This window comes from Salegentibacter sp. UBA1130, assembly GCF_002311535.1.
Taxonomy (GTDB): domain Bacteria; phylum Bacteroidota; class Bacteroidia; order Flavobacteriales; family Flavobacteriaceae; genus Salegentibacter; species Salegentibacter agarivorans.
This window is the reverse complement of sequence record NZ_DCAP01000038.1, coordinates 272109-295143: the sequence shown is the minus strand read 5'-3', so window position 1 is coordinate 295143 and position 23035 is coordinate 272109. Positions and strand designations below refer to the sequence as shown.

Here is a 23035-nt window from a genome sequence, read left to right as displayed (position 1 = left end):
ATTTGACGCAAAAACCTTCAGGATTTCCCTGGAGGTTTTTTCATTTATATAATTTTCTACCACAAAACTTGAAAAGACTAAGGTAAATAAGGAAAATTCCTATATTTAATGTGATTAAACAATCACACTTTATGCAAAAGGATTTCGAAAAAATCTCCGCTTACTGGCAGGAAATGTATTCCCGCCAGGTAAAAGAGTATCGGCCGTTTGAAATCTCTGAAGAATTTAAAAGATTTGCCACTATTTTCGCCCCGGGAGACTCCTATTTATATATTGTAAACCTTCATAATTTTGGATTGGAATATGTTTCTAATTCGGTAGAACGTTTTGTAAATAAAAAGGCCGGAGATATTACGCTACAGGATTTATTACAAACCGTTATCCCCGAAGAAATTGAAATTATAAGTCTTAAGAGCAAAGTCATCAATAATTTTTATACCGAATTTCTTGATAAAGAAGATGTATTAAACTATAAAAATATGTTTTCTTATAGAATGAAAAATGCCGGCGAACAAACACGAACTATGTTGTACCAAGCATTCCCATTAAGTGTGTTAGAAAATGGAACCCCAGAACATGTATTGTGCATTCAAACCGATGTTTCTCACCTTAAAGTGACCAGTACCAATACAGTTTCATTTATTCATATAAACGGCGGAAAATCTTATTATAATATAGATATTTCTAAAGGTACATTTGAACCCGGCGAAAGTGCAGATGCCAATTTTTCAGAATTTCTCACCGAAAAAGAAAAAACTATTGTTTGTAAATTATCCCGAGGATTAAATGCTGAACAAATAGCCACAGAAATGAACCTCTCTCCTCACACCATTAAGACGCATAGAAGAAACGTACTACAAAAAAGCGGTTGCAGAAATACTACTGAACTTGTTGCCAAATGTCTTACTACCGGAATAATTTCCCCGGTATTAAGTTGAAAACAGTTTTACACCATTTAATTTTATATCAATAAAGTTCTCACAAACAGTTATTTAGTCTTATATTTATAAGGATATCTCAATATTACGATCCTTGATTCTGGAGAAAAAATTATTTTTAGCGCTTTCCTTTTTAGTGCTTTTTAGTCCATCAATTTATGGGCAAATCTTCGATTTTAGTAAACCTGATCCATACAAAAAGATTTTTGTAGAAACCGATGATTTTGGCCTTTCTTACTTGAAAGAGCTAGAAGAATCTTTGGAGAAAATTGAGTCAGATACTCTTAAGTTTGAAGTTTTAAACGATCTGGCTTATTACTGGCATACCAGGAACCTCAGCACTGCCCTGGAGTTTACCGAAAAAGGATTGGCACTTACTTTAGAAAAAAATAATTCGCTTTGGAATGGTAGATTCCAAATTACCCAGGCTGCTATTCTATTGCGCCAGGAAAAACTAGATGAAGCAGAGGCAGTCCTCAAAGAAGCTGAAGCCAAAGTAACAGAAAGCGACCTTTCATTTCTTAATACACAATTAGGCTATGTTTACGAACGCCGTGGACAATTAGGAAGAGCTGCCGATTTTGCCCTCGAAACTTTGCGCCTGGGAGAAAAATTAAATAATAATAAAGCAATTGGAATTGCTTACAGCGATTTAAGCAACTTGTTTTGGAAGCAGGAAAAATATGAGGAAGGTTTGGAGTATGGCCTGAAATCACTTTCCTTTTTTGAAGAAAGAAACGTAGTAGATCTTGATTATGATTTTACACTTTACGTGGTTGGAAATAATTATTTAAAACTTAAACAATACAACAAAGCAATGGAGTACTATACACGTTCTATTGAAATTGGTGAACGTTATGGTTTTTATAATAATCTAAGCGATGTTTACATTTCTCTTGTAGATCTTTATGCATTTTTGAATGAATTTGAAAGCGCTGAAGAAGCCGGTAAAAATGCCATAAAGTATGCCTATCTTCTAGATAATGCGTTTATGCTAATGCGTTCTTACCTTTCGGTTGGAGAGTTACAAATTCAGAACAAAAATTATCCTGCCGCAATAACTAATATTAAAAAATCTATCGAGGTGGCTACGCCAAGCTTTGGAGATGGTTTCTTCTTAAGCAAAGCTTATAACAGTCTTGGTGAAGCTTATGCGAAAAATGCACAGTATCAGGAAGCGTATAAAGCATTTTCTGAATATGATTCCCTTAATAAAATTGTATTCACCGCAGAAGCAGATCAACGTATCTCTCAGCTTGAAACCGAATTTAATGTGGCTCAAAAGGAAAATACTATTCAACTTCAGGAAACAAGGTTATTACAACAGCAAACGAGTCAAAATCTTATTAGTCTTATTGCCGGCTTATTGTTCCTAATTTTATTGGTGCTATTTGTTAGTTTTAGCAATAATCGAAAGAAAAATAAACTATTAAGAAAACAGAATAAGGAGAAAGAATTCTTATTAAAAGAAATTCATCACCGGGTAAAAAATAATCTTGAAGTGGTTTCCAGCCTTTTGGCTTTACAAACAGCACAAATTAAAGATCCTAATGTTGTGAGTGCGATGAAGGAGAGCCAGAACAGGGTATATTCTATGAGTATAATTCATCAGCGTTTATACCAGAATGATCATCTTTCTTCTATTGAAATGAAAGATTATTTCTTAAATCTTGGCAATCATATCCTGGATTCCTTTGGGGAAGAAGAACGCATTAAGATTAACTATAAAATGCCTGAATTGCATCTAGATGTAGACACTGCGGTACCTTTGGGATTAATAGTAAACGAACTATTAACAAACAGCCTCAAATATGCTTTTCCGAATAAGCAAGCGGGGGAGATAACTATAGATTTAGATAAAAAATCGGCTAACGAGTTGCAGCTGCTAGTAAAAGATAATGGTATTGGGCAAACCGAAGGTGAACCCGTTAAAGGAACCGGATTCGGAAAAACACTCATCGATTTGCTTACCCGACAATTAGATGGGACGATGCAGGTAATTTATACCTCTGGCACTCAATATTTATTCAATTTTAAATCTCACAGGTTTCCTTGATTTGAGATAGAACAAGGTTTTTTAATTACCCATAGCATCATTTATTTTTTTGGTATCTACATATTGCTGAAAGGCACTAACTTTTCCATCTTTTAAAGTCCAAAGGTGAGCAACTTGTGCATTATAAGTTTTTCCCGTTTCTTTAACTTTAGCATTATATCGCAAGGTAGCCAATACCTGATTGTTGCTCATTTCATGTAGCTCGATGTCTTCAAGTTTAAAATATTCGTGTTCTGCTCCAACCCTCTCAAAAACACCTTTTAAAACGGCCTCCGGACCTATATATGGGTTGCCATCGGCATAAGCATTACCTTCGGCTTCGTTCCATATAATTTCTTCGTCTATTGCTTCCAGAACAGAAGGAATATCACCCTCGCCAAAAGATTTATAAAGGCCATCAATAATCCCTATGTTTTGATTTGTACTTTCAGGTTTCATCTCCACCCGAATGAGACGTATGGGCTTTGTCTTGCTAAGATTTACGACAGAATGCGGTGCCTCCGGTTCTTTGGCCATGGTGAGCGGAAAGCTTAATGGTTCCGGAAGTTTTTGAGTATTAAAAATAACCTTATCATTACTATCATAGTCAATAAAGTCGGCGGCTTCCTGGATATATAAAACGCTTGGCCATTTGTGATGGTGAAGCGGTTCTTTTTCTTCCGGAGCCAAATAAACTTCAAGTACCCTTACCTGGTCATTCTCTAATAATATTTTATGATTATTTGGTGCAGCTATCACAGCATCCAGTTCAGCTGGCCAATTAGCCGGATTACCTGTTTTATAATCTATTTTTTGACTTTCCTCGTATTCCTGTCCAAAAGTGGCAATGGTCACTAAAAATACGGCCAGGAAAATAGTCTGGTTTTTAAGTGTTTTCATGATTAATATGTTTTAAATTCGGTAATTTCTCATTTAGAATAACTTCTTAGGGTTTCTCTTACGGGCCTGAACTGAATTCCTAAATCTGTTTTTGCGAGATCGTTTTTATAGACAATTTGTGCTTTTTCCTTGGGTTCTTTATGATTCAACATTTGATGAATATCCCACACTTTATATGTTTCACTCGTTAAAAGGTAATCTTTGCAGTGTAAGCCCTTTTTCGTGGCTGCCTGGTATGTGGCATTAGCCACGTCTTCAACATCTACCACGGCAAAAGGAACATTATTATCGTAGAGTCTTTGAATAAAATCATCTGGCGCTAATTTGTTCTTTATAAGAAATTGCAGGCCAGTAGAGGTGGAGTCTTCTCTATTAGACAAAGATTTGCCCATCACCATTACGGGGGAAACAGAACAAATTTCAAATGGAAGGTCCGGGTTATCTGCGATGAATTTCTCAACGACCTGGTTAGCAATAAATTTGGCTTGAGAGTATGGATGGCTATCTTCACTGGTGTACCTGTCTTCTTTTTCATCAAAAGTATCAGAAAAGCTTTTGCCACCTGCCGGCATTGGGAAATTGGTATTCCAGGCTGCAACAGATGCAATAAAAACTACTTTTTCAATATTCGAAACCTCGCTTATTGCCTGGAGAAAATTTTGGGTTCCTTTTATAGTAGGATCATAAAGTTCAGCTTGCGGGTCTTTTACATCCAGTTGAAAGGGAGTGCCACTGTGAATTACGATCTCGCAATCTTTTATAAAATCTTTTAATTGATCCAGGTCTTCCAACTTAAAAGCCCTGATGTTGAGGTTTTCTGAATTTTGAAGATCAAAAAGATGCTGATATTTTTCGCTCTTATGGATATTGGTTACCGAAACTTTTACCTCGTAGCCTTCTTCCAAAAATTTCCTGGTTATGTAGCTTCCAATAAAGCCCGAACCGCCTATAATTCCTACCGTTTTCATCATCATAGCATTTAAGTAAGTCGTAACTGTATTAACAGTTAATTCCCGGTTCTTTCTTCTGAAGAACTTAATTCATCTGCCTGCTGGATATCCTTTACTATTTTTGAAACATCCCAATAACCAAATTCTCTTACAATTTTCCCGTTAACAAACCGGGCAGTAATATGAGTGGGAATTTGATACACTTTATTATTTGCTTTATAAGTGCCCTCCCAAAGGCCCCAAAAGTTCACCCAGGTTTCGCCTTCATCGTTTACAATCATTTCATATTCTGAGGCATCGTCTACAAAATTCCAGCTAGTAAATTGAGAGGCATCTTTCTTGTTTTCCGCTAAGAATTGCGTTAGGTTTTTCCCGTTTTCTTCTGTTACATTGTTCATTATTTTAGCGGTATCACTATAATGTGCTAGCATAGCTTCCCAATCCCTATCTTCATAATCTTCCAGTACTTGTTTGTAAGTTTCTATTTCTGGTGATTGCTGGGTGTAGCGTGTTCGTTGTTGGCTACAAGCTATAAATATGACTATTGCAACTCCTAATGACATTAACTCTTTCATGACTTTATATTTTTAATTATTCTAGGAAACCTATTATTTTACCTTGCTTTAAAGACCAGGAATGTTTAAATATTGTATAGATGTATTCACATTCTGATGCTTTGCGACCCTTCACTATTCCGGTTACCAAAACCTTATTTTTACCAGATACCTGAAAATTGAGATCCTTAAATAGAATGCTTTGCCATTCATTTTTTATAATTCCGCTAAGCGTAATATTGTAATTGCTATTCTTTACACTTTCTATTTCATCCCAATCTATACTGTTCGTTAGTGCGGCAATTTCATTTGCCGTAGCATTCTTATTTTGCAAGATTTCATATAGCTTTTTTACCAAATCCTGGTCAATATTCTCCTGCCCCTGCAAGTAGTTTGAAGTAAACAAACCAATAAGTAATGAGATGAAATAGAGGTGTAAGACTTTCATAGCTGTTTATTTAATTAATTGGAGATATAAGCTAGATCTGGACGCATACTGCCTGTTTTAGATTCATATTTATGAACATATTGCATAAGATCATCAAATAATTTCTCACCCTCTTCTCCAAGCAGTTTATCTGTTTCTTCAGAAGTTTTAGCATAGGATTGCGCATCTTTTGCTGAAATCACCACTAGGTAATAATCTCCAGTACTTCCAAAACCATTGCGATAAATTCTGAAATGTTGTGTAGCACCTTTTGTTTCATAAAGGGATTTAATCTCCTTCATCTTGTTTCTAAGGTTCGTAACATTTTGTGGTGTCACGTGAAAGAAATGCCATTTCCGGTAATCTTCTCCCTCGGTATTTGTGGTAAGGCCGTTGGGCATATAAGACATATCGTTTATTAAATGCACCATATAATTGCGGTGGGTATCGTAGCATTTATCAAATCGACTAAATATAGCCCTGAAGTTTTCTTCTCCCATCTTTTCGGCTAAAGGCGCCATAGGATTTTTGTCAAAATCGGCCATACTATTTATGGGAGCAATAGTTAAATAGGTTCCTCCGTCAATACGCGCTGTAGTCCAGTCTGCATCTTTAAGATTGTGTTCCTTGCAGGCTTTAATAAAATCTTTGGTAACGGCTTCATATTCTTTTAGCATAGCAGGTTTTACCTGATCTTCGTGTATCCAGAATGCCTGAGTAGTGCTTCCATTTTGTGCCAATAATTCATTGGTGTTCAATAATACAATTGCTACAAAAAGGGCAATAAATTTTACGGTCTCCATAATTTCTTGTTTTTAAATTAATTACAAGAACAATATACCATCGTAAAAAACTGAAATAAAGCAAGTTAGGACGAGAATGCTAAAAAACTGTCCTAAACACCCTTATTTTTGATCAAAGGTCTAAATGGTCTGCAGTCTTTTTAAAAGTTCTGGGCGTTTATCTTTGGTCATAGGAATAGCTTTTTTAGAAATAACGACGTGAGTGCCTGCTATTTCATCTATTCTGGAAAGGTTAATAATATAGGACCTATGGATTCTTAGGAAATGTTTTGGAGGAAGTTTTTTATCCATTTCTTTAAGGGTTGTGACCAGTAAATATTCTTTTTCAGCAGAAAAAATACGGCAGTAATTACGCTCTGCCACTATGTATTTAATAGCTTTAATATCTACCTTTACCATAGTATCCTGGTGCCTTACAAACAGGCAATCTTTGAGAATAAAAGTAGCATCTTCAACCTTATTTCCTGGCGAAGTGACGATATTGCATTTTAACTGACTTATGGTTAGTTCTATACTTCGCTGTAGATCTAATTTCTTAAAGGGTTTAGATATAAAAGCAAAGGGGTGGGTTTCTTTTGCCCGGTTGAAATTTGCTTCATCGGCATTTGCGGTAAGATAAATAATGGCAAGATTAGGATGCAAATCCTGCATCTTTTGTGCGGTTTCTATTCCATCTAATTCCCCTTTAAGCTGAATATCTATCAACGCAATATCCAGGGGATTGTTTTTAATAAATCGCAACGCGTCTTCTCCCTTCGGAATAATCCCAGAAACCTCATAGCCCATTTCGGTAAGCTGCAGTGAAATATTAGCTGCAATGATCATTTCATCCTCAACTATTAATATTTGTATGGGTTGAATCATTGACCACCAGTATTTACTCGATATTCGAGATTAAATGCTCCGAGGCTTATCTCGAAATCAAATTGTATTTTCCAATCCTATTGCTTCGTGAGCTTGCTCTGAAGTAGTTTACTTTCTCACAAAATTATGAGATAGGTATAATTACCAGAATTGAATTAAGATTGTACTACTTTTTAAATCTTTTCTAGCAAAAGGATATTTGTGTAGGTTTTGAGGGGGTGGGCCTTAAAAAAACTGGGAACAGGAAATTATTTCTATAAAGGCTTGATCTTAAAAGATCCTAAGTATCTAATTTAGTAAAAAACTACTAAATACCGATTTTATTTTATTAAGTTTTGACGCTGGTGAATGAGGTTGGTAGAACTCCCCTCTATTTTATCCTCAATAAAATCATTTATTCCAGATCTTAGTCTCGCTAATGCTTTTCCAGATTCAAGTATAAATTTCTTCATATTTCCCAACGCTTCAGGCTATAAAATATAGCTAAAAGAAAATTAAGTGGAAACGTTATTAATCTAATTAGTTTCTTAAGGAGATAAAACTTTTTAATAATTTATTTAATTTGGAAAAAATACATGGATGTAATTACACCTACCAGGTATATTTCTACAATATAGTGCTTAAAAACCCCCACCCAAGCCTGGATGAAAGTTGCGGTATCGAAGAAAAATTAGCTCCTTACATTCAAAACATAGTTTAGCTCTCCGGATTTATCTTTATCATTACCCTCTAATTTGGTCTTTAATAAGTTTCAACCACGGAAATGGCCTTTTTTCAAGTTAACTCCAGAAATGTATTTATTAATTCTATTTCGTTATTCAAGTTTTTTCATTGTGTTTCTTTTATAAGCCTCATTAGGGTCCTGCAATTATGGTAAGGTGTCTTCCACATGCTTAATTTATCTTGTGTATAAGGTCTATTAGACTGGTCTACTCTAAAAAACCACTCACCATTTTGTCTGTCTATTAAATTGTTCTGGGTAAAATTCCAGATATCCAGTATTGCCGTTTTGTATTTTTTATCTCCAGAAATATTAAAAGCATAGTGTAAACCCATCATAGCTTCCACCTGTGGCCACCAGTGCCTATCAAAGTCGATCTTCCCGGTAACCAGGTTCTTTTCATTACTCACACCTTTGTTCTCCACATAGGCCTCCTCCAGGAATTTATCTGCTACAAAAATTGCGGCTTCGGTAGTTTGAGCAATCAATGTTGAATCGCCGACCATTTTCGCGGCTTCTATTAGTAACCATGCTGCTTCAATATCGTGTCCGAAAGAAATGACTGGGCTTTGTAACGACCATTTTTCATCGAAGAATAATCCATAGTGCCCTGATTCATTATCAAGGAAATTTGAAAGAAATAGTTTAACCAGGTTTTCTAAAGCCTCTTTAACCTTAATATTCCCTGTTATTTGCAGTAAAGTGGTGTAAGCTTCCAGTATATGCAAATGGGTGTTCATTGTTTTAGAAGCATTTTGATCTTTTTCACTAAGACGTACATCGTCTATGGGACTCCAGTCTTTCTGAAAAGCTTCAAAATATCCATTTTCCTTTAAATCTCGGGCCTTTTTCTCAATGAAGGAAAAAGTTTCCATCGCTCTTTCTTTTGCCTGTTCATAACCTGATAATTTAAAATATTCAGCATAAGAATAAACGCTAAAAGCCTGTGCATAAATTTGCTTCCTGGTATTTACAGGACTTCCTAAATAATCTACTTGCCAGAAAAATCCTTTATTTACCTCATCATAAAAATGGGCTTCAAAATATTTATAAGCTCGTTCTGCCAGCGTTTTTAATCGGGAATCGTTATTAAAATTACAGGCTGCAGCAAAACTCCATAGCAATCGGGTATTAAGAATTATGCCTTTATTTGCTTTTTCAATCAGTTTGTTAAAGTGGTCTCTTTTGCCCAAAATCCTCCCTGAACCTCATCAATACTATACTCTTTCCAGTAGGATAAAATATTTTGAAGTTCAGCTTCTAAGTCACGTTGAATCATTACCGTTGCTATCTGCATTTATTTTCCTGTGATCATTTTATTCTTTTCAACCTGCTGAAGAATTGCTTTAACCGATTCTTCAGAAGTATATTTATCCTGCCTCGTATTTATAACGTAATCCAGTAACTTCTCTACCGAAGAAACGGCTACATGAGACCTGGTATCTGAGGAAGCGTAGTAAATAAACACTTTTCCGTCATCATCAATAATCCAACCGTTTCCAAAAAGCACATTAGGAACATCGCCTACCGTTTCTTCGTAATTTGGCGCCATAAAATAGCCTGTCGGTTGGTAAATCACTTTATAATTTGTTGAAGATCTGTCATAAAAAGATACAACGTATAGCGTAATCCTCCCGCGGTCTTTCTTACTCCGTGGGCCAAATGTAGCCAACCTTTTTCGGTTTTAATCGGTGCTGGACCCAAACCATTCTTCAATTCGTAAATCGTATGGTAAGCTTTCCGATTAATGATTTTTTCATCTTCCAGAACCGGATTTTTGAGTGATAAGCCTCATTTAGTCAACAGCAGAAATTATTTTATTTTTAGTTTCTATACCAGGGGAATGAATTTCGCTGATATGATGAGACTAAAGTGGAATAATGTTTCCGGGGATAGAATTCATTACACGCGATCCAAAACTAAAGGAAACTTCATTATAAAAATTATGCCCCCGGTAAAAGACATACTTAACTATTACCGCAAAAATAAAAGACCGTACATTTTTCCAATACTCCTTAGGGAAAACCTCACCCCCACTCAATTAAACGATAGAAAAAGAAAAACTCTCAGCAAGTTTAATAAGGATTTGAAGGAATTAGCCAGTCTTGCCGGAATTGATAAACCGGTTACGAGTTATGTCGCCAGGCATAGCTTCGCCAACTGCTTAAAACAAAAAGGTGCGGGAACAGATATAATAAGTGAATCTCTAGGTCATCAGGATATTAAAACTACCAAAGCTTATCTAAAAGAGCTCGATACTGCCATACTGGATGAAGCCAGTGAATTATTGTTGCAATAAATGCAAACATCAGAACTAAGACTCAACTTAAATTAGTAATCCATTCTAGATCAACCTACTCCCTTTTAAGCTCATATATCTTCCCACCCTGTTCCAACATCATCTTTCCTTCTGCATTAATGAAAGTAAGTTTAAGCATCAGCTGATCGGCCTTAAAACTATTTTCTCCTGCAAAATCCAATGGAACTGGTGGCTGATCAGTTCCCTGGGCGTATAATACACCTTCTTTATGAAAAATAGCAACATCAATAGGAAATTCTGCGCTACCATAGTTTCCCTTATATTGATCAAGCACATCAGGATTAAGTGCCGTGGGCGGAGCGAAATCGGGGATTTGATATGGTAAACCAAGGGTTATTTTTATCGCTTCAAGAAAAATACTATTAAGGGGATAATCTGAGGCGTTAGCGATATATGATGCCGTTATTTTTTCTTTTGGAAAGTGGACTGCAATAGATGAGAATCCATCTATCCCACCGCCGTGACCATAGACTTCAAAACCATTAAAGGTTAACTTCATTAAACCCAGTCCCGTTCCATCATTTGTAGTTTTCATAGCTTCCAGCGAAGCTTTTGACATAAGATCGCCCTCAAATAAATTGTAATAAAATATATTAAGATTTTCGGGTGTAGAAACAAGGCCTCCAGCTCCCATTGGGACACTCATATCTGTCTCGGGGGTAACCTTCCAATTACCTTCGGTTTTCACATAAGATCTGGCCTGATTGTCTTCAGCATTAATTTGTTCACCATAAAATGTATTTTTTAGCCCAAGCTTATCAATAATTCTATTCTCTACTATTGCGGCATAATCTTTCTTCTCAACAATTTCTGCTATATAAGAAAGTAATAAATAGTTTGAATTTGAATAGCGTGTTTCATCGCCGGGTTCAAATAGGGTTCCATTTTTAATTATTCGTTTTAGCATCGCTTCCCGGGTTTGTAGTTTTTTCATCCAGGTAGTGAAATCTTTATCATCTGTCACATTAAATATTCCGCTTTCGTGTCGCAATAAATGCTCTAATGTTATTTTTTCTGAGTTGGGCACATCCGGAAAAAAATCACTCAAATAACTATCCATCTTCAGCTTATCTTCTTCAACAAGCTGCATAATAACTACGGCGGTAAAGGTTTTAGTAATGGATCCAATCCGATACTTTGTAGTTGCATTTGATTGCAAATTCTTTTCTACATCGGAATACCCGATGGATCGCTGATAAAACTCTTTTCCGTTTGAGAAAATGGAAATACTTCCCATTCCTTTTTCCTCTGAATTAACGATATCAAATAAGCTGTCTAATGTTTCAGTTGGAGGGTTTTCCTGAGCTTTTAAGAGGTATCCCGATAAAACCAGAAGTAATGGTAAGATTAATTTTTTCATAATATATCTTATTTAAAATTGGAAGATTAATTAGACTCTTTGGAAAAGACAGGTTTATCCTCTTTTACCTGAAAGGGTTTTATCCAATGGAGTAAAATAGTAGACAATCGTGTAAACAGAAAAATAAAAGCTCCGAATAAAGTCGGTAGCATTGTTGTTTTTAGGCCATCGGCGAAATCCCGTGGGGTGGTTCCTTCAAAAGAGCTGAGATAATCCAGCGTATTGATTAGTTGAATTAATTGCCCAAAAACCCCCAGCACCAAAGCAAAAAGTCCCAGAGAGTTTATAATGATAATAGTTTTGTTTATTCTGGGGTTTCGATTGCGAACTAAATAAATTCCTCTCACCAGAAGAAATAAACCTATAATTCCAACTATTAGGATAAGCATCATTATAAAAAATCCCCCTTCCTGAAACCTTGCGGCAAGAACTTCTAATATACCTCTGTGCGCTCCTTCTTGTAGTGCTATTTGCATAATTCAATTTTTAATTTGTCCTTATTCAAATCTACAGTCTTTTCACGGCTATCGATTCAAAAGTCGATGGACAACTGTTTCCTTTCTGTTTTTGGCAGAATTTGTTCTCATTACGGTTAAAATAAACTGCAACAGTTAAAAGCAGCTAAAAAGATGTTATTCATCGCAATTAAGTAAATTTCACTAAAATAATTTGGATATTGTACTGGTTATGAAGCTTAACCGATTTGCATATTTCTGCTCGAGGAAAATTTTGTTGCACAGCATTTTTTGGATTCTTGTGCTCCTGTTTTTCTCCTATTTTTTGGGTGCTCCCAATGAGAATATCTTTTTTTCCGGTTCTTTTTCGGTATTTCTTCTACCTGTAACAATCATCACTACCTACACTATAATTTACTATCTCATTCCTAATTTTTTGCTTAAAAAAAGGTATCTACTTTTTACTCTTTATAGCTTTTATACGCTGGTTTTATCTGCTTTTGCCATTGTGCTTTCTATCTTCTACGGACTCGTTTTTGTCTTGAATATGAACTACAGTGAAATGCCACCTCTTAGCCGAAGTCTTTTATCTATGATGTTACTGGTGTATCTGGTTGTATTATTGGTGAGTTCATTTACCCTGCTAAAACAGAATTATGCAGCTATAGCAAAAAATAGGTTATTAGAGAATAAGATTCTTGAAGGGCAGTTGAAGCTTAAAGAACAAGAGTTGAACTATCTTAAATTGCAGGTTCATCCTCATTTCCTTTTTAATACACTTAATACCCTTTATGGCTACGCATTAAAAAAGTCTGAGGAAACACCAGATATGATCCTGAAGCTTTCAAACCTTCTTGATTATTTATTGTACCAGGCAGATAAGCCCTTGGTAAGCCTTAGCAGTGAAATAGAACACATAAAAGATTATTTGGCATTGGAAAAAATGAGATATGGCAGTAACTTATTAGTTGATCTTGATCTTCCGGAAAATATGGAAGATATTAGCATTGCGCCCATGTTATTTATTCCACTCGTGGAGAATAGTTTCAAACACGGACAGTTTGTTGATAAGAAACTGAGTATAAGTATTCAACTAAAGATAAATGAGAATAGGATAGAATTTACCATAGAAAATTCGGTTAAAAGTACAGAAAATCCAATCATAGAAAATGGGATAGGATTATCAAATCTGGAAAAACGATTGGAATTATTATACCCAGATCATCATACTCTTTCAGTAAATAGAAACAGTAGTTCTTTTGAAGCGCAACTCTCATTAATACATAGTAAAATTCACCAGCATGTCTGAAAAAATATCTTGTATAATAGTTGATGATGAGCCTGTAGCCCGCGAGGTCATAGAAGCACATTTATCTAAAATAAAGAGCGTAAAGATAATTGGCACCTGTGGAAGTGCGGGGGAAGCATTCAGTTTAATTAATGAACATAAAGTGGACCTGATATTTTTAGACATAAACATGCCTGAAATTTCGGGTTTGTCCTTCGCACGTTCAATCAATAATGATATAAAAATAATCTTTACTACTGCATATCGGGAATATGCTATAGATGGCTTCGATTTACAGGCAGTGGACTACCTCTTGAAACCCATTTCTTTTGAACGTCTTTTAAGAGCAGTCAGTTCTTTTCATAAAATTCATTTTAGTAAAGAAGAGCAAAAGATAGATGGAGATAAAAAGGAACATAACGATTTTATATTTGTACGCTCAGACCGCAAAATGATTAGGATTAACCTTAATGAAATCTCTTATATCGAAAGTTTGAGTGATTACTTAAAAATCTATACTTCCGAAAGTCCCATTGTTATAAGAGAAACAATCAGCAACATTGAAAAAGAGCTTCCGGAATCAAAGTTTATTAGAACACATCGTTCTTTTATCGTGTCACTGGCAGCATTAAAGTCTTACACCAATGAGTATTTAGAAGTTAACGGGAAAGCAATTCCTATAAGCAGGAGCTACAAATCTTCCGTTTTAGAAAAATTAGAAAAATGGTCGCTGCAATAAATCCTATTAGATTAGAATGTCCCTAAAGTTATCTTTATTGATGATTTTTACCTCTGCATCATAAGCTTTCAGAAAAGTCTTTGGAATTTTTATCTTATTTTTTGGATTCCATTTAATTTCAAAACCTTTCAATTTCCCCTCCCCTTCTTCAACATAATCAATTTCTTGCTGTTGAACGGTCCTCCAGAAATATCCTTTACTCAAAGAATTATTATAAGCCAGAAATTTTAGACGTTCGGCAATTAAAAAATTTTCCCAGAGATTACCTTTATCCTGTCTATCATCCATTGGACTTAAATCGCCAATTATCATATTTCTAACTCCGGTATCGTAAAAGAATATTTTTTGATTGGTTTTTATTTCATTTCGTAGATTCTTACTGAAGCTTGGGAGTTTAAATATTACAAATGCCTGGCAAAGAAGATCAATGTAAGTTGCAACGGTTTTTTTGTCGATACCCAGCAACTGAGATAATTCGTTATAACTTACCTCACTACCAATTTGAAAGGCAAGAGCCCTCAATAATTTTTCCAAAACCTCTGGTTTACGGATTCCTCCATAACTCCGAATATCTTTATATAAATAACTATCGGTAAGTTGTTTTAGAATATCCTTTTCTTCGCCAAAATTATTCATCACATCGGGATACATTCCGTAGATTATTCTTAACTCTAATTGTTGCTCAGCTTTAAGAAAGCCCACGTTTGATTCAAATTCTCCCCAGGAAATAGGATACAACTGATATTCCCATTTTCGGCCGGTAAGAGGCTCCTGAGTTTGATTGTTTAATTCGAAGGCAGATGAACCACTTACTAAAAGCTGAACTGATTTCAATTGATCTGTAATCAACTTGAGAGTAAGCCAGATATTATCTATACGCTGAGCTTCATCTATAAACACAGTTTTATAATTCCCAATTATGTTTTTAAGTTGTTCTAAATTGGGATTAGAAAGAAGTTTTCTGACTGTTGGATCATCTCCATTTAAGAAAAGATATTCTTTCCCTTCCAATAATCTATTGAAAAGTGTAGTTTTACCAACCTGTCTCGGGCCAATTAAAAGAATTGCCTTACCGGTTCCAAAACGGTTTTTTATTTTCTCTTTTAAAGCTCGTTCAATCATATTTAGGGATTATATTCCCCAAATATAATGTTTTTTGAGGATTGTATTCCCCAAAAATTATATTATTCACCTTTACTCTTAGTATCTAACATTTTTATTGGTGAAATCAATGGAATTATCACATCCTGAAAGTTTGTATTAGCCAAGCGATCATAAAACATTCCTCTAGCCGTGGAAAAACTAATACCTAATAAGGTAAAAAACGCGGCGTATAATCCCTTTACAGATCCTAAATACACATATTTGTATTCTGTTAAAGGTTCAATGCTTATTAGATCTACACCTAAAGCAACTTCCATTTTTGTGATACTTTTTAAGGTCAAGTTATGTAGGCCAGTTAACCACTTAGAAACCTCGTACGGTTTTTTATCCAACATTTCTGCAAATTCCTTTTGCTTTATTTTACGGTTATCTAAGATATTCTGAACCTTATTAGAAATTGCCAGATTACGTTCTACTAATTTATCTATTTCCGGATCACCGTTCTTTTCTAACCAGTTATCAATAATATTATTCTTAGGGAAACTCATAATTAAAGCTCTATTTTAAAATTTTGTTCAAATTCAATTTCTGTGAAGCCTTCAATTCTACGGATTTCCTGTTCTTCCAAGGCTCTGTAATGCGGCGTGATCAATTTGTAGGTTTTTTTGTGCTTATCGTAAGTATGTCATAGCCTATTCCTATCCCAAACCACAGATTTCCATTACCATTCCATTGATATTCCTCCTGATTATTAATATAGTCCACGCCTAAATAAATACCTACCTGGATACATTTATGCTGGAGCATTAAACCGTTCAATATTGATAAAATAGACACGTTTTGTTCCTGGCCAGGCGACACGCCATTGGAATTGGAGGTATTTAAAGAAACACTGCCCAGGCCTAAGCCTGCTTGATAATTAATAGAAGTATTCCAGAAAGTGTAAATGTTATAGTTTAAAGCACCATTGAGATTGAACTCAGTTGAATAAGAAAACTTCGTCTGAGGCCTTACCTTAAATGGCAGTGAAATAAGGCCCAAAGAAAATTTTTCTACCGGTTCTACGATTTTGTAGCTCTTATCAAATTCAGATCGATTGACGGAATATATTTTTTTATTATAGAAGTGACTTTTTTGTGTACCTTCTTTAAAATCCAATGCTCTTAATTTTACAATATTGTCTGTGACGCCAATTACTTCAAACTGGATAAAAGTCTCTAAATAATTAACCGATTTGGTTGTATCCAGATTTTGCGAATAAATAAGTTCAGGATTCCCGGTAGTTTTTATAGATTGTTTTAAAGAGACAATATCACCAGGAACCACCTCCTGAGCAAAACTTTGTGTAACAGGTAATAACGTTAAGATAAAAAGTAAAATTTTTTTCTCATACTTAAAAAAGCTATGAATTAATTGTTGGTTTACAAGCTGTCATAAATGAGCTGTTATTTTTCGGGTATTCAAATTCCAGTTTATTAAGATCTAATGATTTTCTGGCCTCTTCACTCTCGATGGCGGCAATTTGAGTTAAACAGGTGGCTAATTTTTGTATTCCGTGCTTACTTACAGGATTTCCGTGGGAGCAGCCATTTGAAGTATATAACTGGGTTGGCTCACGTCCCGGTGCGCGGAATAATTTAAGGATTTCCCCATTTTCTACGATACTATACCTTTCATTTTCAAAATCTCCATTTTTCTTAAAGACAGGGCTTCCATTAAAGGAATATGAAGTCACATTCCCGCGGTTAAGAGAAACATGGGTCGCTATTCCTCCTCCCAAGGAATGGCCGGCAACAGTGAGTTTTTCAGCCCCATACTTTTTCCTTACATCATCAAAAATTTCCAGGGCATAGCTATTTTGTTCCTGATTAAATGGATTATTGCCTCTTCTATAATCTAGAGTAGAATCGGTTCCCCGGAATACCAGAACATAACCTTCACTTTCCAGATCCTGATATAATGCTGCATTAAAATCAATAGCTTTATTTTCAAAACTCTCAATTCTTTTAAACAGGTCTGAAACTTTAAACTGGTACTCCTGTTCATACACATTTTTAGAGAGTTGCGCATATTTCCAGGATTGTACTGCCAGATCCCTTATTTCATTACACCATCCTGAATAATGGTCGCATCCTGTTAATATTTCTTTTGGAGTAACGCAGCCAAGCAGGAGCACTACTAAAATCATTAATGTGGGTTTCATAGAAAATTTTGTTATTTTGAAAATTTGCTAAATTGCTGCTGATAGTATCTGAAACTCGTGGGAGATTTCGTTAAACCGTATATCATATTTTTCAGATACATACTCCTCCACAGCATCGTAGATCGTTTTCTTCTTTTGTTCGGATACCTGATAAAGTTTGGATTCAAATTTCTCCATAACCCAAAGCTTTAAAACTTTCAATTCCTGAAAGTATATTATAGAGCATCGAAACTTCATTGAAGTTCCCGGCAATTGTGGGCATCGCTACTATCTTATAGTAACTGGTTCCCACCCGGATATAGGGTAACTGTTTCATCATAACATTTTTAAAGGATGAATAAAAGGCAAGCGCCTATTTCTGGTTTTTCAGTAAGTGCTTATTGAACTGATCCTCAAGGAAAACATCTGACAGGTCCGGCTCTCCCAGGAGCCAGGCATCGATCTTTTCCTTGTCGAAAAATTTCTGACGAATATTAGGATTGTTCCCCATCGGGATAAGCTTGAAATGCGTAAGCTTGTAGATCTTACTTTTGGAAAGCCCGGTGATTGTGCCAGATCTTCCACGTTCATTACTTTTTTGTTAGTTCCCAGGAGGCCTTTAATATCAATTAAGAGATCCTCAATTCTTTTGTTTTCTTCCATTTTAAATAAATATTGATTTTGAAAACAAACTAATTGAGAAAAAGGAATCAAATCTTATTAGAAGAAAGATTTAACTAAAAATCAATTAAAACCTTAAAATATATTCTGTAAAAAATAGAATTAATTAAAAATTCCCTAAAATTGCTTTTTAATAAAACGTCCTGATGGTGGTGGGATTTAACTGAATAGTATTTAAGATAAATCAAAAAACTTTTTTCAGAAAACGGAAGTCATGAATTATGCTGAAGCTTAAAACAAGTATAATAAAACAACTATTAGCAATTAAATAAATTCATATACCCGGTATTTCCAGGTTTTAATTTTTTTCAAAGGTTTCAAAAACACAAATAAGATTCAATGATTGGAAAAACCTAGTAGTATTAGAATTTATTCCTCCCTCCAAAAAATCTTTCTCAAATTCTTGAAAGTGTCGAAAAATAATTGGAGAAAACAAAGACAGTAATTTGCAGAAATACCACTAAAAACATCCTATTTTTTCATTTTTATAGATTTAGAAGCATTAGTAAGGCGCGGGAATTGTGATAAGGGGCTTTCCACATGCTAAGTTTATCTTCTTTAGCATATGGCGAGTTATTGCAGTCTATCCTAAAAAACCACTCGCCGTTTTTTCGATCTATTAGATGTTTCTTGGTGAAGCTCCAAATGTTATATTTTGCCTCTAAAAATTCTTTGTTTCCAGAGATTCTCCATGCATAGTCTAGTCCCACCATAGCTTCTACTTGTGGCCACCAGTGTCTATCGGTATCAACTTCTCCTGTTTTTAGATTTTTTTCATTTAAAATTCCTTTATCTATTTGATACCCTTCTTTCAAAAAGACCTCAGCTATTAAAACATTAGCTTTTTTGGCATTTTCAATTAGAAGATTATTCTTTGTTGTTTTTGCGGCTTCTACCAGTAACCAGGCAGCTTCAATATCATGACCGTAAGAAATTAACTCGCTTTGTGAATTCCAGTTTACATCAAAAAAAAGCCTGTAATGCCCGGTTTCATTATCCAAAAATTTATTCAGAAAAAGGACGACAAGGTTTTCAAGGGCTTCTTTAACTTCAGGCTTATTCGTAACTTGCATTAAAAGAGTATAGGCTTCAAGAATATGCAAATGCGTGTTCATGGTTTTAGCCGAATTCAGATCTTTCTCACTTAACCGCATATCTTCAATTGTAGTCCAATCTCTTTGAAAAGCTTCCAAATATCCATTTAATTCTATATCCCGGGCATTGGTTTCAATAAGATCAAATAACTCAAGAGCACGATCTTTTGCTTTTTCAGTTTTTGCTAGATTGTAATATTCAGCTAAGGCATAAATGGCAAAAGCCTGGGCGTAAATCTGTTTTCTGGTGTTTTGAGGCTGGCCTTGCGCATCGAGTTCCCAAAAAACACCGTTGTATTCTTTATCCCAAAAATTATCTTCAATGTAATTCCAAGCGCGCTCAGCTAATTTTAAGGACTCTTTATCTTCTTCAAAATTGGCAACAGCAGAAAAGCTCCATAAAAGACGGGTATTTAAAATTGCTCCCTTTGGCGTATTTTCGATCAGATGATTATAATGATCCCGCCTTCCAACAAAGCCGCCATGAATATTATCGATACTAAATTGTTTCCAGTAAGTCAAAATATTCTTCAATTCTGAAGAAATTTCGTCGCTAAAATTCTTGGCCCTGGCTTCCATTGTCTGAATTATTTTTTTGACTTATTCTTTTCTATTTGCTTAATTATATTATCAACAGAGGCACCTGAAGTAAATTTATCCTGAGGGGAGTTCTTAACATAGTCCAGAAGTTTTTCTATGGAAGAAACCGCCACATGACAGCGTGTATCTGAAGAGGCATAATAAATATAAATCGTCCCGTCTTCATTCTTAATCCATCCATTTCCAAAAAGTACATTAGGGACATCCCCAACTGTTTCTTCATAATTTGGCGCCATAAAATAACCGGCAGGTTGGAAGGTTATTTTAGAAATATCGTTTAAGGCGGTCATAAATAGGTAAAGTGTGTAGCGCAATCCGCCTGCGGTATTTCTAACGCCGTGAGCTAAATGTAACCAGCCTTCTCTGGTTTTTATAGGTGCCGGACCAAGTCCGTTTTTCATTTCATAAATGGTATGATAAACCTTATGGTTTATGATCTTTTCATCTTCCAAAACCGGATTGGACATATCCTTTATATAACCTAATCCAATTCCACCACCTTTTCCAACTTCAATAAAACCATCTTGCGGGCGGGTGTATAGCGCATATTTTTCATTTACAAACTCAGGATGTAGCACCACATTTCTTTGCTGCCCTGAATTCGAAATAAGATCTGGCAGGCGTTCCCAGCTTAAAAGGTCTTTAGTTCTTATTATTCCTGCATTGGCTATTGCAGCAGTAGTATCAGCAGGTGAGTTATGGTCTTTTCTTTCGGTACAGAAAACGCCATAGATCCATCCATCTTCATGGTGCGTAAGGCGCATATCATAAACATTCGTATCTGGTATTTCAGTTTGAGGAAGCACAATGGGTTTCTCCCAAAATTTAAAATTATCCACACCATTTGGACTTTCGGCAATAGCGAAGAAAGATTTTCTGTCATTTCCTTCTACTCTCACGGCCAGTACATAATTGCCTTTCCATTTCATCGCTCCGGGATTGAAAGTAGAATTTATGCCTATTCGCTCTAAACCTAAAGGATTTGCTTTTATATCAAAATCATAACGCCATTCCAGCGGGGTGTGATCTCCAGTAAGTATTGGATTTTTATAGCGAGTAAAGATCCCGTTAGAAGAAACTACTGGTTTATTAGGGTTTTCCAGGAGTTCACGATGTCTTTGCTGAAGTTTATCGTAACAGGGGATTTTTCGGGTATCGTTTTTAGTATCCATAAGATGAACTTATTTATTCTTAATGTTTGGTTCTTTTTTAATATGATCCCACCAATTCATTTTAAGAAAAATGATGCAAACAATTAATATTGCAATGCACACCAGCATGGGTAGGGTTTCATGCAGGATTAGATATAGCGGTATAACCACCAGCAAGGTTTGGCCCAGTGTTCCCACTACCACATTAATCATGTCGCGGCTAAACCCATTATTCCTGGTAAAATTTGGGTCCTCTGCGGTAATTTCCCGATGTATGGGTCCCCAAAACCCCCAGGGTCTGGTATTCTTATAAAAATCTTTAAGTACCTTTTTATTAGTAGGAGGTGCAGAATAAGTTCCTATAATACTTCCGGCAATAGAAATTAAAAGGATAATGGGGAAATAATATAGATCCAGTGTATCTGTGAAAATCGGAAAAACAAGTGCTGGGATTATTCCTGCAAGCATACCCCAGAAATAACCTTCTCCATTGAAGCGCCACCAGTGCCATTTTAAAACATTTGATACTACGTAACTCCCGTAGAGCGCAGAAACAATCCATTGTAAAATTGAATTTACATCCTGCACAAAAAAGCCAAGCACTATACTTATTAAAACCACCACAATACCACTGCTGTAGTTCATCAGTTTAATTTTGGAAGATGAAGCAAGTGGGTTTTTATACTTCAAATAAATATCGTTAACAATGTAAGCCTGGGCTGCATTTAAGGTACCTGCAAAAGTTGACATAAACGCGGCCAGCAAACCGGCAAGTAGTAAACCGAGTAAGCCTACAGGTACAAACTGTTCTATAGCAGCCGGTAAAACTTTTTCAAAGTCTATTACTCCAGCCGTGCTCAGTTTTAGATCTTCATAAAAAAGGATTCCCAAAATTGAAAAACCACCAACCATAAGGTAACGGGTTGGAATAAGCGCGGCTATAGAAAAGGCACTCATCTTTGCGGCTTCCAGAGGGGATTTTGTAGATAAAATTTTCTGCATATCATAATTGGGAGCCGGACCTGCGATACTGGAGAGAATACCTTTAAAAACCATTAGCATAAAGAAAATTCCAAAGAGGGAATATCCATCTGAAACGATTTTTGAGTTTACCTCTATTATAATACCTGACCAGTCCATATTTAGTTCCCAGTCAAAAAATGGATTCAACCAACCCTCTGGCACATTAAGCGTATTTTCTCCCATAGCTTGCCAGGCAATTACCGCAATGACAATGGAGGAGACTGTCATAATCCCGTATTGTAAAACGTCGGTCCATACAATACCAGACATACCGCCCAATACTGAATAAAACACGGCAAAAAGGGTGAAAATTATTCCATAGAAATGAGGCAGGTAAGCAGCAGGAATATCAAATGGACTATATGTTGAAACAATTTCCCAAGGAATAAATATCTCTACGAATTTACCCAACCCAATGAAGCCATAGGCCAGGAATCCAAGGCAACTTAAAATAGCGAAAACCACAATTATGGCGTGAGACCAACGACCACCACGGCCGCTATCAAATCTAAATAAGATCCATTCTGCGCCGGTGGTTACATTAGATCTTCTAAGCCAGGCCGAAAGGTAAACCATAAGAAACACCTGGTTAAAAACAGGCCATAGCCAAGGAATCCATATACTTTTAAAGCCATACACAAAGGTGAGCGTAACCAGCCACATGGTTCCGGAAATATCAAACATTCCCGAGGCATTAGAAAGTCCCATCGTATACCAAGGGAGACTTTTTCCTCCCATTAGGTAATCATCTTTACTTTTATGGGCCCTCTTTCTAAGCGCAAGACCTATTAATATAGTTCCGGTAAGATAAAGTAAGATAATAAGGATATCCAGGCCTTGTAGCAT

At 35.7% G+C, this 23035-nt stretch carries 25 protein-coding genes; 5 read left to right on the top strand and 20 right to left on the bottom strand.

All coding sequences use genetic code 11. The annotated features are described in order from the left end of the window. Positions 1 to 131 precede the first annotated feature (131 nt). Together B4F31_RS16265 and B4F31_RS16260 are read left to right on the top strand one after the other, a co-directional pair. Positions 132 to 938, top strand: coding sequence for a response regulator transcription factor (locus B4F31_RS16265; RefSeq protein WP_075325437.1), 807 nt, complete (start codon positions 132 to 134; stop codon positions 936 to 938). Positions 939 to 1032: 94 nt separating this feature from the next. Next, positions 1033 to 2994 (top strand): tetratricopeptide repeat-containing sensor histidine kinase, encoded by a 1962-nt coding sequence (locus B4F31_RS16260; RefSeq protein WP_286761759.1) that lies wholly within the window; start codon positions 1033 to 1035, stop codon positions 2992 to 2994. Between the two features lie 21 nt (positions 2995 to 3015). Here the strand turns inward: B4F31_RS16260 and B4F31_RS16255 are convergent, their stop codons facing one another. From B4F31_RS16255 to B4F31_RS16210, 10 genes are all read right to left on the bottom strand, one after another. Continuing rightward, positions 3016 to 3873: a nuclear transport factor 2 family protein gene (locus B4F31_RS16255; RefSeq protein ID WP_286761758.1), complete on the bottom strand. Its 858-nt coding sequence runs from the start codon at positions 3871 to 3873 to the stop codon at positions 3016 to 3018. 29 nt (positions 3874 to 3902) lie between these two features. Beyond that, positions 3903 to 4844 carry an NAD-dependent epimerase/dehydratase family protein gene (locus tag B4F31_RS16250; RefSeq protein ID WP_349675932.1) on the bottom strand — a complete coding sequence of 314 codons (942 nt, stop codon included), beginning with the start codon at positions 4842 to 4844 and terminating at the stop codon, positions 3903 to 3905. Positions 4845 to 4879: 35 nt separating this feature from the next. Beyond that, the gene (locus B4F31_RS16245) at positions 4880 to 5398 is read right to left on the bottom strand and encodes a nuclear transport factor 2 family protein (RefSeq protein WP_075325434.1); all 519 of its coding nucleotides are present in this window, start codon (positions 5396 to 5398) and stop codon (positions 4880 to 4882) included. A gap of 16 nt (positions 5399 to 5414) precedes the next feature. Further along, complete coding sequence (locus B4F31_RS16240) at positions 5415 to 5825, bottom strand: hypothetical protein (protein WP_143083642.1); 411 nt, start codon at positions 5823 to 5825, stop codon at positions 5415 to 5417. Positions 5826 to 5839: 14 nt separating this feature from the next. Further along, the gene (locus B4F31_RS16235) at positions 5840 to 6607 is read right to left on the bottom strand and encodes a hypothetical protein (RefSeq protein WP_093304558.1); all 768 of its coding nucleotides are present in this window, start codon (positions 6605 to 6607) and stop codon (positions 5840 to 5842) included. A gap of 120 nt (positions 6608 to 6727) precedes the next feature. Next, on the bottom strand, positions 6728 to 7471 hold the full coding sequence (locus tag B4F31_RS16230; protein ID WP_075325431.1) for a LytR/AlgR family response regulator transcription factor: 744 nt from the start codon (positions 7469 to 7471) through the stop codon (positions 6728 to 6730). Positions 7472 to 7791: 320 nt separating this feature from the next. Beyond that, positions 7792 to 7923 (bottom strand): hypothetical protein, encoded by a 132-nt coding sequence (locus tag B4F31_RS16225; protein ID WP_257787186.1) that lies wholly within the window; start codon positions 7921 to 7923, stop codon positions 7792 to 7794. Positions 7924 to 8299: 376 nt separating this feature from the next. Beyond that, positions 8300 to 9385: an AGE family epimerase/isomerase gene (locus B4F31_RS16220; protein ID WP_286761757.1), complete on the bottom strand. Its 1086-nt coding sequence runs from the start codon at positions 9383 to 9385 to the stop codon at positions 8300 to 8302. Continuing rightward, a complete protein-coding gene (locus B4F31_RS16215; protein WP_257787185.1) occupies positions 9355 to 9489 on the bottom strand; it encodes a hypothetical protein in 135 nt (44 codons plus the stop codon). The genes B4F31_RS16220 and B4F31_RS16215 overlap by 31 nt, the downstream gene beginning before the upstream one ends. After that, complete coding sequence (locus B4F31_RS16210) at positions 9490 to 9864, bottom strand: hypothetical protein (RefSeq protein WP_317040661.1); 375 nt, start codon at positions 9862 to 9864, stop codon at positions 9490 to 9492. A 75-nt stretch (positions 9865 to 9939) separates the two neighbouring features. Between B4F31_RS16210 and B4F31_RS16205 the strand changes: the two genes are divergently transcribed. Then, positions 9940 to 10491 carry a site-specific integrase gene (locus tag B4F31_RS16205; protein WP_286761756.1) on the top strand — a complete coding sequence of 184 codons (552 nt, stop codon included), beginning with the start codon at positions 9940 to 9942 and terminating at the stop codon, positions 10489 to 10491. Between the two features lie 55 nt (positions 10492 to 10546). On the opposite strand, the gene B4F31_RS16200 is transcribed toward B4F31_RS16205, so the two are convergent. Both B4F31_RS16200 and B4F31_RS16195 read right to left on the bottom strand, forming a co-directional pair. Beyond that, positions 10547 to 11872: a serine hydrolase domain-containing protein gene (locus B4F31_RS16200; protein WP_286761755.1), complete on the bottom strand. Its 1326-nt coding sequence runs from the start codon at positions 11870 to 11872 to the stop codon at positions 10547 to 10549. Between the two features lie 26 nt (positions 11873 to 11898). Further along, the gene (locus tag B4F31_RS16195) at positions 11899 to 12348 is read right to left on the bottom strand and encodes a MotA/TolQ/ExbB proton channel family protein (RefSeq protein ID WP_075325427.1); all 450 of its coding nucleotides are present in this window, start codon (positions 12346 to 12348) and stop codon (positions 11899 to 11901) included. Between the two features lie 415 nt (positions 12349 to 12763). On the opposite strand from B4F31_RS16195, the gene B4F31_RS16190 reads away from it, so the two are divergent. Both B4F31_RS16190 and B4F31_RS16185 read left to right on the top strand, forming a co-directional pair. Then, positions 12764 to 13636: a sensor histidine kinase gene (locus B4F31_RS16190; protein ID WP_232228890.1), complete on the top strand. Its 873-nt coding sequence runs from the start codon at positions 12764 to 12766 to the stop codon at positions 13634 to 13636. Continuing rightward, on the top strand, positions 13629 to 14354 hold the full coding sequence (locus B4F31_RS16185; RefSeq protein ID WP_093304562.1) for a LytR/AlgR family response regulator transcription factor: 726 nt from the start codon (positions 13629 to 13631) through the stop codon (positions 14352 to 14354). Before B4F31_RS16190 ends, B4F31_RS16185 begins: the two co-directional genes overlap by 8 nt. A gap of 6 nt (positions 14355 to 14360) precedes the next feature. Here B4F31_RS16185 and B4F31_RS16180 read toward each other — a convergent pair whose 3' ends face one another. The 8 genes from B4F31_RS16180 to B4F31_RS16145 all read right to left on the bottom strand — a co-directional run bounded on the left by B4F31_RS16180 (position 14361) and on the right by B4F31_RS16145 (position 23035). Further along, entirely contained in the window at positions 14361 to 15476 is a 1116-nt protein-coding gene (locus B4F31_RS16180; RefSeq protein WP_286761754.1) for an ATP-binding protein, read from the bottom strand. Positions 15477 to 15538: 62 nt separating this feature from the next. Continuing rightward, positions 15539 to 16006: a helix-turn-helix domain-containing protein gene (locus B4F31_RS16175; protein WP_075325423.1), complete on the bottom strand. Its 468-nt coding sequence runs from the start codon at positions 16004 to 16006 to the stop codon at positions 15539 to 15541. 100 nt (positions 16007 to 16106) lie between these two features. Then, complete coding sequence (locus B4F31_RS16170; protein ID WP_286761753.1) at positions 16107 to 16784, bottom strand: hypothetical protein; 678 nt, start codon at positions 16782 to 16784, stop codon at positions 16107 to 16109. 76 nt (positions 16785 to 16860) lie between these two features. Beyond that, positions 16861 to 17661, bottom strand: a complete 801-nt coding sequence (locus B4F31_RS16165; protein WP_286761752.1) for an Mbeg1-like protein — start codon at positions 17659 to 17661, stop codon at positions 16861 to 16863. A 163-nt stretch (positions 17662 to 17824) separates the two neighbouring features. Beyond that, entirely contained in the window at positions 17825 to 17977 is a 153-nt protein-coding gene (locus B4F31_RS16160; protein ID WP_286761751.1) for a hypothetical protein, read from the bottom strand. 829 nt (positions 17978 to 18806) lie between these two features. Further along, positions 18807 to 19994: an AGE family epimerase/isomerase gene (locus B4F31_RS16155; protein WP_075325419.1), complete on the bottom strand. Its 1188-nt coding sequence runs from the start codon at positions 19992 to 19994 to the stop codon at positions 18807 to 18809. Between the two features lie 8 nt (positions 19995 to 20002). After that, positions 20003 to 21187: a glycosidase gene (locus tag B4F31_RS16150; RefSeq protein WP_075325418.1), complete on the bottom strand. Its 1185-nt coding sequence runs from the start codon at positions 21185 to 21187 to the stop codon at positions 20003 to 20005. A 9-nt stretch (positions 21188 to 21196) separates the two neighbouring features. Beyond that, positions 21197 to 23035 (bottom strand): sodium:solute symporter family protein, encoded by a 1839-nt coding sequence (locus tag B4F31_RS16145; protein ID WP_075325417.1) that lies wholly within the window; start codon positions 23033 to 23035, stop codon positions 21197 to 21199.